At 58.6% G+C, this 14,146-nt stretch carries 16 protein-coding genes; 9 read left to right on the top strand and 7 right to left on the bottom strand.

Annotated elements, in window-relative coordinates; translation table 11 throughout:
- Positions 1–58: 58 nt before the first annotated feature.
- The 4 genes from lptA to HUW35_RS01220 form a co-directional block, all read right to left on the bottom strand.
- Positions 59–610: a lipopolysaccharide transport periplasmic protein LptA gene (gene lptA / locus HUW35_RS01235; protein WP_181253904.1), complete on the bottom strand. Its 552-nt coding sequence runs from the start codon at positions 608–610 to the stop codon at positions 59–61.
- Complete coding sequence (gene lptC / locus HUW35_RS01230; protein ID WP_181253903.1) at positions 597–1,160, bottom strand: LPS export ABC transporter periplasmic protein LptC; 564 nt, start codon at positions 1,158–1,160, stop codon at positions 597–599. The genes lptA and lptC overlap by 14 nt, the downstream gene beginning before the upstream one ends.
- Positions 1,161–1,254: 94 nt before the next feature.
- Positions 1,255–1,815: a KdsC family phosphatase gene (locus tag HUW35_RS01225; protein WP_370464607.1), complete on the bottom strand. Its 561-nt coding sequence runs from the start codon at positions 1,813–1,815 to the stop codon at positions 1,255–1,257.
- 79 nt (positions 1,816–1,894) lie between these two features.
- Positions 1,895–2,866 (bottom strand): KpsF/GutQ family sugar-phosphate isomerase, encoded by a 972-nt coding sequence (locus HUW35_RS01220; protein ID WP_181253902.1) that lies wholly within the window; start codon positions 2,864–2,866, stop codon positions 1,895–1,897.
- 488 nt (positions 2,867–3,354) lie between these two features.
- On the opposite strand from HUW35_RS01220, the gene HUW35_RS01215 reads away from it, so the two are divergent.
- The 5 genes from HUW35_RS01215 (at position 3,355) to hisD (ending at position 7,839) form a co-directional block, all read left to right on the top strand.
- On the top strand, positions 3,355–4,014 hold the full coding sequence (locus HUW35_RS01215; protein WP_255463412.1) for a phospholipid-binding protein MlaC: 660 nt from the start codon (positions 3,355–3,357) through the stop codon (positions 4,012–4,014).
- 117 nt (positions 4,015–4,131) lie between these two features.
- The gene (locus tag HUW35_RS01210; protein WP_181253901.1) at positions 4,132–4,365 is read left to right on the top strand and encodes a BolA family protein; all 234 of its coding nucleotides are present in this window, start codon (positions 4,132–4,134) and stop codon (positions 4,363–4,365) included.
- A gap of 65 nt (positions 4,366–4,430) precedes the next feature.
- Positions 4,431–5,693, top strand: coding sequence for a UDP-N-acetylglucosamine 1-carboxyvinyltransferase (gene murA, locus HUW35_RS01205; protein ID WP_181253900.1), 1,263 nt, complete (start codon positions 4,431–4,433; stop codon positions 5,691–5,693).
- Between the two features lie 158 nt (positions 5,694–5,851).
- Positions 5,852–6,490: an ATP phosphoribosyltransferase gene (gene hisG / locus HUW35_RS01200; RefSeq protein WP_181253899.1), complete on the top strand. Its 639-nt coding sequence runs from the start codon at positions 5,852–5,854 to the stop codon at positions 6,488–6,490.
- A gap of 35 nt (positions 6,491–6,525) precedes the next feature.
- Positions 6,526–7,839, top strand: a complete 1,314-nt coding sequence (hisD, locus tag HUW35_RS01195) for a histidinol dehydrogenase (RefSeq protein ID WP_181253898.1) — start codon at positions 6,526–6,528, stop codon at positions 7,837–7,839.
- A gap of 94 nt (positions 7,840–7,933) precedes the next feature.
- On the opposite strand, the gene HUW35_RS01190 is transcribed toward hisD, so the two are convergent.
- Positions 7,934–8,422 carry a nuclear transport factor 2 family protein gene (locus tag HUW35_RS01190; protein ID WP_181253897.1) on the bottom strand — a complete coding sequence of 163 codons (489 nt, stop codon included), beginning with the start codon at positions 8,420–8,422 and terminating at the stop codon, positions 7,934–7,936.
- A gap of 67 nt (positions 8,423–8,489) precedes the next feature.
- On the bottom strand, positions 8,490–9,632 hold the full coding sequence (locus HUW35_RS01185; RefSeq protein WP_255463411.1) for a S1C family serine protease: 1,143 nt from the start codon (positions 9,630–9,632) through the stop codon (positions 8,490–8,492).
- A gap of 165 nt (positions 9,633–9,797) precedes the next feature.
- Between HUW35_RS01185 and sat the strand changes: the two genes are divergently transcribed.
- Positions 9,798–10,988: a sulfate adenylyltransferase gene (gene sat, locus HUW35_RS01180; protein ID WP_219932630.1), complete on the top strand. Its 1,191-nt coding sequence runs from the start codon at positions 9,798–9,800 to the stop codon at positions 10,986–10,988.
- Between the two features lie 99 nt (positions 10,989–11,087).
- Here sat and HUW35_RS01175 read toward each other — a convergent pair whose 3' ends face one another.
- Positions 11,088–11,567, bottom strand: a complete 480-nt coding sequence (locus HUW35_RS01175; protein WP_181253895.1) for a YhcB family protein — start codon at positions 11,565–11,567, stop codon at positions 11,088–11,090.
- Positions 11,568–11,832: 265 nt separating this feature from the next.
- On the opposite strand from HUW35_RS01175, the gene zapE reads away from it, so the two are divergent.
- From zapE to rpsI, 3 genes are all read left to right on the top strand, one after another.
- Positions 11,833–12,936: a cell division protein ZapE gene (zapE, locus tag HUW35_RS01170; protein WP_181255397.1), complete on the top strand. Its 1,104-nt coding sequence runs from the start codon at positions 11,833–11,835 to the stop codon at positions 12,934–12,936.
- Between the two features lie 147 nt (positions 12,937–13,083).
- A complete protein-coding gene (gene rplM / locus HUW35_RS01165) occupies positions 13,084–13,512 on the top strand; it encodes a 50S ribosomal protein L13 (RefSeq protein WP_010132512.1) in 429 nt (142 codons plus the stop codon).
- Positions 13,513–13,527: 15 nt separating this feature from the next.
- Positions 13,528–13,920, top strand: a complete 393-nt coding sequence (rpsI, locus tag HUW35_RS01160; protein ID WP_078085713.1) for a 30S ribosomal protein S9 — start codon at positions 13,528–13,530, stop codon at positions 13,918–13,920.
- Positions 13,921–14,146 lie beyond the last annotated feature (226 nt).

The raw sequence follows: 14,146 nt of genomic DNA, 5'->3' as shown, positions 1-14,146 counted from the left end.
TCTGAAGGGCTGCTGCGGGCAGCCACTTGTTAAATATTGAGTGTCGGGCAGGGGGCGCTTACTGGTCGTTTTGTGCCGGTTTGGATTCCGGTTTCCAGATCATCTCTACGCGCTTCTGCTCTGATTGTCCCTGAGCCTGCATCTGTTCGCTATTGAGGTCGTAGTCGATGCGCTCGGCGGACAGGGTGTTGCCATCGCGATCGACAAACGCTTCCCCGGTAAGTTGCAGGGCGTCGCTGCTCACCAGGAACTCGATACGTTTGGCGCGCGCTTTGACCGGGGTGGTACTTTCCTCGACCTGTTGCTGGAAGTGCGCCGGCTTGCCGGTGGCAACCACCTTGTTGATTTCACCCTTGGTGTTGCCGTGGACCTCCACGCGGTCGGCGCGAATCTGCAGGGAACCCTGACTGATGACCACGTTGCCGCTGTACACCGAGAGGTTTTTGCTGCGATTGGCTTCCAGTTTGTCAGCGGAAACCTTGACCGGCTGTTCCCGGTCATTGGGGAGGGCCAGGGTGTTGGCGGCGAACAGCAGCGTGGCGAGGAATGTAGCGCCGGCTGCACGGAAGATGCTGCGCGCCGGTCGGCGGGTCGAGTCATTGGGCTTCATAGCTGCTTTCCACGTCAGACAGGATTTCTACTTTGTCTTTTTTCAGGTCGGCGCGCAGGCCTTTGCCTGTGGTGCGATTTGGACCGTCGGTAATGGTAACGCGTTTATCCGTTTCGGCGAATTCTTCACGCGGCTTGATCGTAATACTGGGGGTGCGCAGGGTAATGCCTGGTTCCGGTAGTTCCCGGATCGAGACGTCCCCGCGCAGCACCACTTTCTGGCCGTTGTTGTAGGCGACCCCAGAGCGGGACTCCGTGCGCCAGCGGGAATCCTCGCCTTGATAGAACATCATGCGCGGCTCGGTGAGGTCCGCGCGGTCGCGGCGCGCGAACTGGAAAAAGGTCACGCGCTCGGCGTCCACTTCATAGGCGAGCGTACCCGCAGCGCTGAAGTGGCGCGTCCGGGCATCCCGGATGATGAGGTCCGCAGCCTTGTTGTGTTCCTGCTGGGTGGGGCGCTTGCCCATCAGCTGCTCAGGTGGGCTTTCGGTAAACCACAGCCCAAGTGAGATAAGGGTGACAACAATGACCAGGGGGAGCCAGGTGCGCATTCGGTTTTGGTTTCCTTGAGTGGGCAGCCAATCTCAGGTGGCCGCTCTTTTAGTCTTCGCAGCGGTCTGTTGGTTCAGGTGATGGCGCGACAGATTACCTTTCACCGTGGGCGAGGTAAGGTGCCAGTGCCGCGTTGAAGGTGTCCTGAGCGTGCATGATCCGGTCGCACACTTCGCGTACGGCACCCAGGCCGCCGCTGCGTTCGGTGACAAACAGTGCGCGTTCGAGTACCGGTGGAGCGGCATTGGGGACCGCGATCGGGCAGCCTACCCGGGTCATCAGTTGCAGGTCCGGATAGTCGTCTCCCATGTAGGCGATGTGCTGCATATCGTAGGGCTCGTTGGCGAACAGCTCCAGAAACGCCGTGTATTTGTCTTCCCGGCCCTGGATCAGGCGGGTAATCCCCAGGTCGTGTGCGCGCTTTTCCACCAGGGAGCTGCGGCGGCCAGTAATGATTGCCACGGCGACGCCGGATTGCTGCAGCATCTTGATGCCATGACCATCCAGTGTATGGAAGGTTTTCAGCTCGTTTCCATGGTTGTCGAAATACAGCCGGCCGTCGGTAAGCACTCCGTCCACGTCGAGGATCAAGTGGCGCACCCGGCTCAGTTTGTCGCGGATGTCCTGTTCTGTGTGCGGTTGCAGCTGGTTCACGGGGATTCTCTTCTATCTATATAACTATTGTTTCAGGCGGGTATCTGTGCGCCCGGATACCGGGCTTGCGAGAACCGGATCAGATGACTCCAGCGCGCAAAATATCGTGCATATGCAGGAGTCCGATGGGGTGGTGTTCGGGGTCCTCGACGACCAGTGCTGTAATCTTGTTGTCTTCCATGATGCGCAGCGCTTCTGCGGCGAGGGTGTGGGCGCTGACGGTTTTGGGGCGGCGGCTCATTACCTGGTCCATGGTGGCACTATCCAGCTCCTGCTTCTGGTCGATCACCCGGCGCAGGTCACCGTCGGTGAATACGCCCAGCAGGCAGCCATTGCTATCGACTACGGTTGTCATGCCAAAGCCCTTGCTGGTCATCTCCAGCAGCGCGGTGGAAAGCGGCGTTTCCGGCGCTACTTGGGGCAATTCATCACCGGCGTGCATGACATCCTCCACCTTAAGCAGCAGCTGGCGACCCAGCGCACCTCCCGGGTGGGAAAATGCAAAGTCCTCGGCGGTAAAACCGCGCGCTTCCAGCAGCGCTACCGCGAGGGCGTCACCCATTACCAGGGTGACCGTGGTTGAGGATGTGGGTGCCAGGTTGAGCGGGCAGGCCTCGGTGTCTACGGCGATGTCGAGGTTCACATCGGCGGATTGCGCGAGTGGTGAGTCCGGCTTGCCGGTCATGCTGATCATGGGGATGCCGAGGCGCTTGAGCAGGGGCAGCAGGGTGAGCACCTCTGCGGAGGTGCCCGAGTTGGAAATGGTGATTACCAGGTCCTGGCGGGTGATCATGCCCAGGTCCCCATGGCTTGCCTCGCCTGGATGGACAAAGAAGCTCGGCGTGCCGGTGCTGGCGAGGGTGGCGGCAATCTTGCGGCCTATATGACCGGATTTGCCCATGCCGGATACGATCACGCGGCCCTTGCAGGAAAGAATCAGCTCGCAGGCCCGTTTGAACTCGTCGCCGATGCGGGGCTCCAGTGCAGCTACCGCGTCGGCCTCCATGGAAATGGTACGGCGTCCGGCCTCAATGATCAGATCTGTTCCCATAGTAAATCTCGCCAGGGTTCGCTAGGGCGGGGCCCGTGAGAGTTGGTCCCGCTGCTGTTCAGTTTAGAGAAGCGTTGTCGTTTCTGGGTACCGGCTTGCGGTGGCTCTGTACCGCGGTCCGGGGTGCTGACGTGCTAACCTTTTAATGTGGGGCGCGCCGCAAATGCTATTGCACAGCTAAACTCAGCTAGTGCTGGCGGAATCCGGTTTTGGCCTCATCGCCCGATATGCCGGCTTGGCCCGGTAGCTGCCCCCGGGCTGGCGGTTTGTAGGCGGGGAGCGCGACCGGTCAGCACGGCGATAGTGACCCAGTGCCGCTTGCCCGAAGCGCCGCCATGGTATAGTTTGCCGCCGCTATTGTCAGCTACCGAGAAAGACCGAACGGGAAATCGGTCACTCCAGCCCACCAGCGAAAAATTTCGGCGTCGCCACGACACTTTTTCTCGTGGCGAGTATCCAAGGGACGAATTGCCAATGGGAGATATTCTGTGAGAGCGCCCGCCATGACCATCCAGACCCGAAAATCTGATCAGCGGATTACCACCCGCGTTCGGGCACTGTTATCCGTTTTCTTGCTGTGTTGCGTGGCACCTTTTGCCTCCGCTGCGCAGAATCCTTATACCGTGATCGAAGGGGTTTCCAACGAATTGCTCGGAGTAATCCGCAGCGAGGGTAAGAACGTCAACGCCAACCCGCAAAGTTACTACTCGGCGGTTGATCGGGTATTGGCGCCGGTGGTGGACTTTGACTTTATCGCCCGCGGGGTGATGGGCAAGTACGCCAAGCAGGCGACCCCGGCGCAGCGCGCCAAGTTTGCCAGTACTTTCCGCCGCGACCTGGTGGCGACGTTTGCCCGGGGTGTTGCGACCTTTGGGAATATGGACGTTAAAGTGCTGAATCCAGGGGCCGCCCCGAGCGGTAACCGGGTCAATGTATTGCAGGAAGTGCGCAGCAAAGAGGGTGTGACCAAGGTCTCATATACCCTGGTCCGCAATCGCAGCGGACAGTGGAAACTGATCAACGTGATTCTGAACGGCGTCAACCTTGGTAAAACCTTCCGTGGCCAGTTCTCTCAGTCTATGCAGACGAATGGCGGTGATATCGACAGAGTCATTGCCAGCTGGTCGGCGGCGGACAAAGTGGGTTGATGAGCCCGAATGCGCGAGAATTCGTAAGGGCCCGGCACCGTCGTGAGAATGGCGGCTGCGCCGGGTTGCTTATTCCAGTACACTTGCGCGTTTTTAACACGACTGTAAGCCCCACCTATGCAACCAGATCAGATCAAAGCCCTGATTGAAGGGCAAATCCCCGGAAGTCAGGTTGAAGCGTCCTTCGAGGGCAGCCACCTTCAATTGACGGTCATCAGCGAAGCGTTCAATGGCCTCAGCCGGCTCAAGAAGCAGCAGCTGGTGTATGGAGCGCTGTCCGAAAAAATCGCCGATGGCACCCTGCACGCCGTGCAGATGAAAACCCTTACGCCCGAAGAAGCCGGCGAATAAATGTAGTCCGGACACAAACCTGGTTTGTGTCCCGTTTTTTGCTCCGCAATGGGAAACCAGATCGAATGGACAAGCTGATTATCGAAGGGGGCAGCCCCATTTCCGGAACACTGAAGATTTCCGGGGCCAAGAATTCTGCGTTGCCGATTCTGGCAGCAACGCTGTTGGCTGATGGGCCGGTGCAGATTCACAATCTCCCACACCTCAACGATATCACCACCATGATCACCCTGTTGCGGTGCATGGGAACTGAAGTCACGATTGACGAAAAACTGGGGGTGGAAATCGATCCACGCTCGGTCAATGACCTGACGGCGCCCTACGAGCTGGTGAAGACCATGCGCGCCTCAATCCTGGTGCTTGGGCCACTGCTGGCCCGTCACGGGGTGGCAAATGTCTCTTTTCCCGGTGGCTGTGCCATTGGTAGCCGTCCGGTCGATATCCACCTCAAGGGCCTCGAAGCCATGGGGGCGGAAATCACCATTGATGAAGGATTTATCCGTGCCCGCAGCAATGGCCGCCTGAAGGGCGCCAATATTGTGATGGAAAAGGTCACGGTCGGCGGTACCGAAAACCTGCTGATGGCGGCGGCGCTGGCTGAGGGGACCTCGGTGTTGCACAACGCTGCGCGGGAGCCTGAAATCGTCGACCTGGCAGAATTCCTGATTGCCATGGGGGCCCAGATCGAGGGCGCAGGCACCGATACCATTCGTGTGCACGGGGTACCACGTCTGGCCCCCTGTTCCTACACCGTTATGCCCGACCGGATCGAGACCGGCACCTTTCTGGCTGCTGCCGCGGCAGCGCGCGGCAAGGTGCGCCTTACCCATACCCGTGCGGATATCCTCGATGCGGTACTGGTGAAGTTTGAGGAGGCCGGGGCCCATATCAGTATCGGTGATAACTGGATCGAGCTGGATATGAAGGGGAATCGACCCAAGGCGGTCAGTTTCCGCACCGCGCCATACCCGGCCTTCCCGACCGATATGCAATCTCAGTTTACCGCCATGAATGCGGTGGCTGAAGGCAAGGGCACGGTGGTGGAAACCATCTTCGAGAACCGCCTGATCCAGGTGCACGAGCTCAACCGCATGGGTGCGGATATTATCCTCGAGGGCAATACCGCGATTGTCACCGGCGTTGAAAAGCTGACGGGTGCTCCGGTAATGGCCTCGGACCTGCGCGCTTCCGCCAGCCTGGTTATCGCCGGTATGGTGGCAGAGGGGACAACCATCGTGGATCGCATTTACCATATTGATCGCGGCTACGAGTGTATCGAGGAGAAGCTGCAGCAGCTGGGTGCCAATATCCGTCGCGTCCCTGGCTGATAGCCGGTTTCGCGGGGCTATATGTTTCCCGTCTAGGTTTATTCTAGATTTTTATTGGCGCAGCTCTCCCTGAGTCGATAAGCTCCCGCGAGCATTGGGGGCTAGCCTCTTTCTTCCGGCCCGGCACCTGCCGGGCGCATCAGATAATCATAATCGTTATGCAGATCACCATTGCCCTGACCAAGGGGCGTATTCTCAAAGAAACGCTGCCGCTGCTGGCCGCTGCTGGCCTGGAGCCGCTGGAAGACATTGCCAAAAGCCGCAAGTTGATTTTCCCTACCAACCAGGAAAATGTGCGCCTGCTGATTTTGCGGGGCTCGGATGTGCCTACCTATGTGCAGCACGGTGCCGCGGATATGGGGGTGGCCGGCAAGGACAACCTGCTGGAGCATGACGACAGCAATATCTATGAGCCGCTCGATCTGAATATTGCCCGCTGTCGCCTGATGACCGCGGGTATCAAGGGGGCTGCACTGCCCAGCGGCCGTATCAAGGTGGCAACCAAGTTTGTGCAATCTGCCAAGCAGTATTACGCGGCCCAGGGGCGTCAGGCGGATATCATCAAACTGTACGGCGCGATGGAGCTGGCACCGCTGATGGATCTGGCGGATGAAATCGTGGATATCGTGGATACCGGGAATACCCTCAAGGCGAATGGCCTCGAGGCCCGGGACCACATTGCCGATATCAGCAGCCGCCTGATCGTCAACAAGGCCTCAATGAAAATGAAATACAGTGCAATCAGCGCGCTGATCGAACAGCTGGCGCAGGCGGTAAACGCGCAGAAAGCCGACTGAGACCTCTCCGCAAACGCATCTTCGACCGAACGACTATGAGTGAACTTTCCATCCGCCGGCTGGATGCCGGCAAACCCGGCTTTTCCGCAGAGTTGGACCGTCTTCTTGACTGGGAGTCAGTGGCGGACCATCAGGTAGAGACTGCGGTTGCCGATATCCTGCAGCAGGTAAGGGTGCGCGGCGACGCGGCAGTCATCGAATATACCAACCGCTTTGATCGGCGCAGCCTGCAATCCGCGGCGGATTACTGCCTGGATAAAGCCCAGCTGCACGCTGCGCTGGAACGTATTACGGCCGACAGTCGCGCATCGCTGGAGCTGGCGGCCAAGCGGGTGCGGGATTATCACGAGCACCAGCTGCAGTCGTCCTGGCAGTATCAGGAAGCCGACGGCACGGTCCTGGGTCAGCAAATTACTCCGATGGAGCGCGTGGGTATCTACGTGCCGGGCGGCAAGGCCAGCTATCCATCCTCTGTACTGATGAATGCTATTCCGGCGAAAGTTGCGGGGGTGGATGAAATCCAGATGGTGGTGCCTGCGCCGGATGATCGGCTGAATGATCTGGTACTCGCCGCTGCGGCCATCGCCGGAGTGGACCGGGTGTTTACCATTGGCGGAGCGCAGGCGGTTGCCGCGTTGGCCTACGGAACGGAAACTGTTGCGCGAGTGGACAAAATCGTGGGGCCTGGCAATATTTTTGTCGCTTCCGCCAAGCGCGCGGTGTTTGGTCAGGTGGCCATCGATATGATTGCCGGTCCCTCCGAGATCCTGGTGATCTGCGACGGCAAAACCGATCCCGACTGGATTGCGATGGATCTGCTGTCGCAGGCGGAGCATGACGAGCAGGCGCAGTCCATCCTCTTGTCCCCGGATGCATCCTTCCTGGATGCGGTGGAAGCCTCACTGCAAAAACTGCTGCCGACGCTTTCCCGGGAGGCTATTGCTGGTCGCTCCCTGGCTGATCGCGGCGCGCTGATTCTGGTGCGGGATCTCGAGCAGGCCGTAGAAGTGGCCAATCGCGTTGCGCCGGAGCACCTTGAGGTATCCGTAGATCAACCGGAGCAGTATTTGCCAAGTATCCGCAACGCGGGTGCTATCTTCCTCGGTCGCTATACCGCAGAGGCACTTGGGGATTACTGCGCGGGGCCCAACCACGTGTTGCCCACCAGTGGTACCGCGCGTTTCTCCTCGCCGCTCGGGGTGTACGATTTCCAGAAGCGCAGCTCGGTCATCTACTGCTCGCCACAGGGAGCGGACGCGCTTGGGCGCGTTGCTTCAGTATTGGCGCGGGGGGAGGGGCTTGAGGCGCACGCTCGATCTGCGGAATATCGGGTGGCGGAAGACGGTTGATCGCCGCTTCTGGCTGCCAGCCCGACGTAGACAGGTAAAGTGCTAAAGCCGCGGTTCCGACCTCGGCTTTTTTGTTTGTCGCTCTGTCTGCGATTCAGGGAGTGGGTGAGGCTGGAATTTTGGTCGCCTGCCAGGCTACCGCGCGCCACTGGCCGTCGCGCTTGATAAATGTGCCGGTATTGAAATATTCGCTTTCCGGAGTGCTCGAGCCCGCGTTGCCGTCTGCGGGTTTCGATTCTGCGATCAGCCTGAATGCCACTATTGCAGTTTCATCAAACAGCCGAATATCGGTATCTTCGGCGCGATACCGAATGCTGTTTGATTCGGCCTTTTCCCCGTCTTTTGCTTCGCTCTTTGCTGAGCGCATGCCTTGTATGATCTTCTGTTTGCCGAACCGCTGTCCGCTGGAGCTGGTGTAAATCAGGTCTTCCGCCCAGAAGCGCTGGTGAACCTGGATGTCGCTCGCGGCACCGGCCAGGAACTGGTCGAGCAGGGTTTTCAGTTCAGCGTGGTCGTTGGTCTCAGCGTTGGCGGTACCAGTGAGTAGTGCGAGCAGCAGTGGAAACCACAGTGATTTCAGCATGATCAAACCCTTCCATGTATTTATTGTTGCTTGTTTTCGTTTCCCGGGCGGGCGTTAACTTCCGGGGTTAGTCCCTGGCTTGGGGCTGCGGCTTTTCCGAAACCGTGGCCTGGGTGGTGCGCACCTCGCGGTCGCGGATATAGGTGATGGTGACCACTTCCCCGGGCCTCAGGGTGGCCATGGCGGCGACACCGTGCTTGCCGTCATTGATCGGATCGCCATTGATATGAGTGATCACATCGCCCGGTTTGAGGCCCGCCAGGGAGGCTGGTCCCTGATTGTAAGTGGCAGTGATGATGACGCCGTTGGTAGAGGCCAGATTGAATGATCGCGCCAGTTGTGGCGAGAGAGTCTGGGCCTCGATGCCGAGCCAGCCGGGAACCACGCGACCGAATTCAATGATGTCCTGCATGATCTTGAGCGCGATATTGGCTGGAATCGCGAAGCTGATACCGCCTGTGGAGCCACTTTGATTGAGGATCGAGGTGTTGATACCCAGCAACTTTCCGTAGGCGTCTACCAGTGCGCCGCCGGAGTTGCCCGGGTTAACCGCAGCGTCGGTCTGCAGGAAATTCTGCAGGTAGCTGCCGTTACCGGTACTCGCGAGGTCGCGCCCGGTCGCACTGATGATCCCCTGTGTGACCGTCTGGCCCACACCGAAGGGGTTGCCAATAGCGAGCACCACATCTCCCACCTGGGCTTTATCCGGGTCGCCCACTTCAATGGCGGTAAGGCTGTCCAGTTCGACCCTGAGCACTGCCAGATCGAAATCCGCATCCGAACCCACCAGTTTTGCCTGTGCCTCGCGCCCATCCGCAAGCACCACTGCAATTTCTTCGGCCCCGGAGACAACGTGGTAGTTGGTTAGAATGTAGCCGTGCGCATTGACGATCACCCCGGAGCCCAGATTGGACTGCATTCGCTCCTGTTGCGGCAGATTCATGTTATCCAGCAGGCGTCGGTACAGGGGGTGGTTATAGAGTGGGTGTCTGCGTTGGGACACTACCTTGCGGGTGAAAATGTTGACCACCGCCGGGCCGGCCAGGTTGACCGCGCTGGCATAGGATACCGGACCCTGGAAGCTCCCCACTGTGGGTACTTTCTCGGTCTGGCCCCGCAGGTGGGGGAACAGCAGCAGTAGCGCTGCGGCCATCGCGAGACCGATAAGGGCTGGTATGGCCCAGTCTTGCAAGAAACGTTGTAATGACACAGGGACTCCTTGATTTGGGGTCATTATACGTCTTTGAGTTCTGGTGTCCTCACCAAGCGTTCTAAGCTACAGCGTCGTTGATACTTGGTGCCAGCGCCGGAATCCGTATAATGTGGCGCTCAAAAATTCGATCCAATAATCTGTAACCAATCTCAGGAGTTCCGAATGTCCCTGGTTCGCCCACACGGCAGTGTCGAGCTGCAGCCCCGCTTTGTTTACGACAGTGAGCGCCATCATCAGCTGATGCATGAGGCGGAATCCCTGCCGTCCATCGTGGTCAGCTCCGCCGCCGCGGCCAATGCCGTGATGCTGGGTGCTGGTTACTTCAACCCGCTGCACGGTTATATGAACCTGGCCGACACCCTGAGTGTTGCAGAGACCCTGCGCACGGTAGACGGCCTCTTCTGGCCGGTGCCGGTGGTCAACATGGTGGAAGATACTTCCGCTATCGCTGGCGCCAAGCGTATCGCACTGCGCGACCCCAATGTAGAGGGCAATCCGGTACTGGCGGTAATGGATGTGGAAGCCATCGAAACCGTCAGCGACGAACAGGTGAACACTATTGCCGAGCACGTGTTCGGTACCCTGGATGACGCCCATCCGGGTGTGGCTACCTTCAAGGGCGCCGGTCGCCAGCTGATTTCCGGGTCGATCGAGGTGCTGAACTTCAGCTACTTCCAGGCGGATTTTCCGGATACCTTCCGTACCGCAGTAGAAATCCGCAATGAGTTCGTCGAGCATGGCTGGAGCAAGGTTGTTGCCTTCCAGACCCGCAACCCGATGCACCGCGCACATGAAGAGCTGTGCAAAATGGCGCTGGAAGCGGTAGAAGCGGATGGTGTGCTGATCCACATGCTGCTGGGCCAGCTGAAGCCGGGCGATATCCCCGCGCATGTGCGTGACGCGGCGATCCGTAAAATGGTGGAAGACTACTTCCCCAAAAATACCGTGATGGTGACCGGTTACGGTTTTGACATGCTGTACGCTGGTCCACGTGAGGCGGTGCTGCATGCGGTGTTCCGCCAGAACTGCGGCTGCAGCCACCTGATTGTTGGTCGTGACCACGCCGGTGTTGGCGACTACTACGGTGCGTTTGATGCCCAGACCATTTTCGATGAGAAAGTGCCCGAGGGCGCGCTGGAGATTGAGATCTTCCGTGCGGACCACACTGCCTACTCGAAGAAGCTGAATCGGGTTGTGATGATGCGCGATGTGCCGGATCACACCAAAGAGGACTTTATCCTGCTGTCCGGCACCAAGGTACGCGAGATGCTGGGTAACGGTATTGCGCCGCCCCCGGAATTCTCCCGTCCGGAAGTGGCACAGATCCTGATGGACTACTACCAGAGCCTGTAATTCTCTGGCGGCAGACACAAAAAAGGCGGGGTTAACCCCGCCTTTTTTGTGTCTGCTGTTTGGGCTGCCGGCCTGTAGCAGGCAGCCTGAGCTTGTGGCTCAGCGGTTGACCGCGTCCTCTGTGGGTGGAGGGGTAACCGCGGGCGACGGCGCTTGGGCCTCTTTCTCCAGTCCGTAGTCTTCTGACAGGGTGCCTTTGGCACCCGGCTCCTTCGGAGCCCAGTCGCGAGGTGGGAGTACGCTGAGGTTTTCGTCGTTATCGCTCAGCTGACCGCTGCCGGCCTCCAGCATCTGGCGGCCGATATCCTGGCTGGAAAGGCGCATGGCGCTGTTGGCGAGATATTCGTGAACATCTTTGTAGCTCTGAGTCAGGTTGTGAACCAGTTGGGCTGTCTGGTCAAAGTGTTCATTTACCTCCAGCTGGAAGTCCTCCAGCTTGGTGTTCGCTTCTTTCAGGCGCAGTTCCAATTCCTGGGTGCGGTCGATGTTCTGGCGGCTGCGAGTGGCCAGAAAGGCCAGCAGGGCTCCGAGTGCTAGGCCGAATACGCCGACCAGAATTAAAACCGAAGTTGAGTGCACGTTACTTCCTCCTCAAGATAAATAGTGGCACCGGCCATCCATGACGGTGACCCTATTATACGCAATAACCCAGCGCGCGCCCCGTCCGGGTTTGTGCCAACGCGCGACGGATTTGGTAAAGTGCGCGCCATCGGGCCGGCATCCGGCCTTTCTAGCGGCTTTGGGGTTGTGTGGCCCCGCATCCTTTCCGGCAATGTTGCCAGTTTCTACGAACGGTTTGAATGAATAAATGGTCACGGAACAGCACCCGTATGCGCCTGCGCACCTGACTCCCATGGATCGCTACCAGCGCGACCTGCAGCGGCCGGACTTTGTTGAGGATCCGGCCCAGCGCGCGGCGGTAGAAGAATTGCAGGATCTGTACGAGCGCCTGCTTGCGCTTCAGGGGGAAAGTGGCGGTGTGGTCGGCCGTCTGCGCCGTTTGTGGAAGCGCGACAGCCGCCCGGTGAAGGGATTGTATTTCTGGGGTGGGGTAGGGCGCGGTAAAACCTACCTGATGGATGCCTTTTTTGAGGCGCTGCCGTTTGCGCGCAAGCAGCGCACCCACTTCCATCGGTTTATGCGCGATGTTCACCGCCAGCTGAAATCTCTGGCGGGCGAAAAGAATCCGCTGGACAAGGTTGCGGATCGGATCGCCGAGCGCGCCCGAGTGCTGTGCTTTGACGAGTTTTTTGTGTCCGATATCACCGACGCAATGATTCTCGCCAATCTGCTAGAGGCGTTGTTCGATCGCGGCGTTACCCTGGTGGCGACCTCCAACATTATTCCCGAAGGGCTATATAAGGATGGCTTGCAGCGCGCCCGGTTCCTGCCCGCCATCGATCTGCTTCTGGAGCACACCAAAGTTGTCAATGTGGACAACGGGGTTGATTACCGCTTGCGGGCGCTGGAAATGGCGGAGCTCTACCACGCCCCGCTGGATAAAGAGGCCGATGAGAGCCTGGAGCGATCCTTTGCCAGCCTGATGGTGGAGGGCTGTGAAGTGCGGGAGCAGGTTTCACTGGATATCGAAGGGCGGCCGATTGTGGCCAACCGGGTTGCCGACGATGTCGCCTGGTTTGAGTTCGCTGAGCTGTGCGACGGTCCGCGTTCGCAGAACGATTACATTGAGTTGGCGCGGGAGTTTCACACGGTGTTGCTGGCCAATGTGCCGCATATGGATGGGCGCATGGAGAGTCAGGCGCGCCGCTTCATCAATCTGATCGATGAATTCTATGACCGCTGCGTCAAGCTGGTGGTGTCCGCGGCGGAGCCGATCGATTCCCTGTACGGTGGCCGCCAGTTGCGATTCGAGTTTGACCGGACGATCAGTCGCCTGCAGGAAATGCAGTCGCGGGAGTATCTGGCGCGGCCCCATCGACCGGAATAGGGCGGGATGGGAGTGAGGCGTCGACGGCTCCCGCTGGTCACATAATGGTCAAATTTAGGCTTGAAATGCCCAGAGCGCTTATGTAGTATTCGCGCTCTTTTCGTGGGACGGCTCCATTCCCGGGGCCATATACAGGTGTTTTATAACATGAAGACTTACAGTGCCAAGCCGGAAGCGGTAACTCGCGACTGGTATATTGTTGACGCTGCGGATAAGACTCTCGGCCGTATTTCCGCCGAGATTGCTCACCGCCTGCGCGGCAAGCACAAGCCTGAATACACGCCCCACGTGGACACCGGCGATTACATCGTTGTGATCAATGCCGAGAAGGTCCGCGTGACCGGCAACAAGGCCAAAGACAAGATCTACCACAGCCACTCCGGCTACCCTGGTGGTCTTAAATCCATCAGCTTTGAGAAGCTGATCGACAAGGCGCCTGAGCGCACTATTCAAAGTGCGGTTAAAGGCATGCTCCCGAAAGGCCCTCTGGGTCGCGCCATGTTCAAGAAACTGAAGGTGTACAAGGGTAGCGAACATCCTCATGCGGCGCAGCAGCCGATTGAACTGTCGATCTAAACGGAAAGCATTCTCATGGCAACTACTCAATATTACGGTACCGGCCGTCGCAAGACCTCAACTGCTCGTGTATTCATTCAGCAGGGTGAAGGTAAAATTAGCGTAAACGGTCGTACCCTGGACGAATACTTCGGCCGCGAAGTGGCGCGCATGATCGTGCGTCAGCCGCTGGAAATGGTCGACATGGTCGAAAAATTTGACATCAATGTCACCGTGAAGGGCGGCGGTTCCTTCGGTCAGGCGGGTGCTATCCGTCACGGCCTGACCCGCGCTCTGATGCAGTACGACGAGTCCCTGCGTCAGCCGCTGCGTGCAGCCGGTTACGTGACTCGCGATGCGCGTGCCGTTGAGCGTAAGAAAGTCGGTCTGCGCAAAGCGCGTAAGAAGCCGCAATTCTCCAAGCGTTAAGCGAGAATTACTTTATTTTTTGGCCCGGCAAATGCCGGGCTTTTTTTTGTCTGCAATGCATTCCGCGCGGTATGTTGCAGGCTGTATCTGTTTAAAATTCCGCCAGTTCGCCGCAGGGTTACCGATGTTCCCTTCCGGTTTCGCCTTGTATAGGTTTGGCATTTTCTTTAACATTGCGCGAATTTCTATCCGCTTGCACTTGGGGTTTGGCTACTTTGTTCTATGG

It is taken from the genome of Microbulbifer sp. YPW1 (assembly GCF_013367775.1).
Classification (GTDB): Bacteria; Pseudomonadota; Gammaproteobacteria; order Pseudomonadales; family Cellvibrionaceae; genus Microbulbifer.
Note: the sequence above shows the minus strand (reverse complement) of the source record. Positions and strands in the feature narration are given on the sequence as shown.

Bases quoted from the DNA above. Each gene is read 5' to 3' on its own strand.
- lptA (WP_181253904.1), bottom strand. From the start codon at position 610: ATGAAGCCCAATGACTCGACCCGCCGACCGGCGCGCAGCATCTTCCGT.
- lptC (WP_181253903.1), bottom strand. From the start codon at position 1,160: ATGCGCACCTGGCTCCCCCTGGTCATTGTTGTCACCCTTATCTCACTT.
- HUW35_RS01220 (WP_181253902.1), bottom strand. From the start codon at position 2,866: ATGGGAACAGATCTGATCATTGAGGCCGGACGCCGTACCATTTCCATG.
- HUW35_RS01210 (WP_181253901.1), top strand. From the start codon at position 4,132: ATGCAACCAGATCAGATCAAAGCCCTGATTGAAGGGCAAATCCCCGGA.
- murA (WP_181253900.1), top strand. From the start codon at position 4,431: ATGGACAAGCTGATTATCGAAGGGGGCAGCCCCATTTCCGGAACACTG.
- hisG (WP_181253899.1), top strand. From the start codon at position 5,852: ATGCAGATCACCATTGCCCTGACCAAGGGGCGTATTCTCAAAGAAACG.
- hisD (WP_181253898.1), top strand. From the start codon at position 6,526: ATGAGTGAACTTTCCATCCGCCGGCTGGATGCCGGCAAACCCGGCTTT.
- HUW35_RS01190 (WP_181253897.1), bottom strand. From the start codon at position 8,422: ATGCTGAAATCACTGTGGTTTCCACTGCTGCTCGCACTACTCACTGGT.
- sat (WP_219932630.1), top strand. From the start codon at position 9,798: ATGTCCCTGGTTCGCCCACACGGCAGTGTCGAGCTGCAGCCCCGCTTT.
- rplM (WP_010132512.1), top strand. From the start codon at position 13,084: ATGAAGACTTACAGTGCCAAGCCGGAAGCGGTAACTCGCGACTGGTAT.
- rpsI (WP_078085713.1), top strand. From the start codon at position 13,528: ATGGCAACTACTCAATATTACGGTACCGGCCGTCGCAAGACCTCAACT.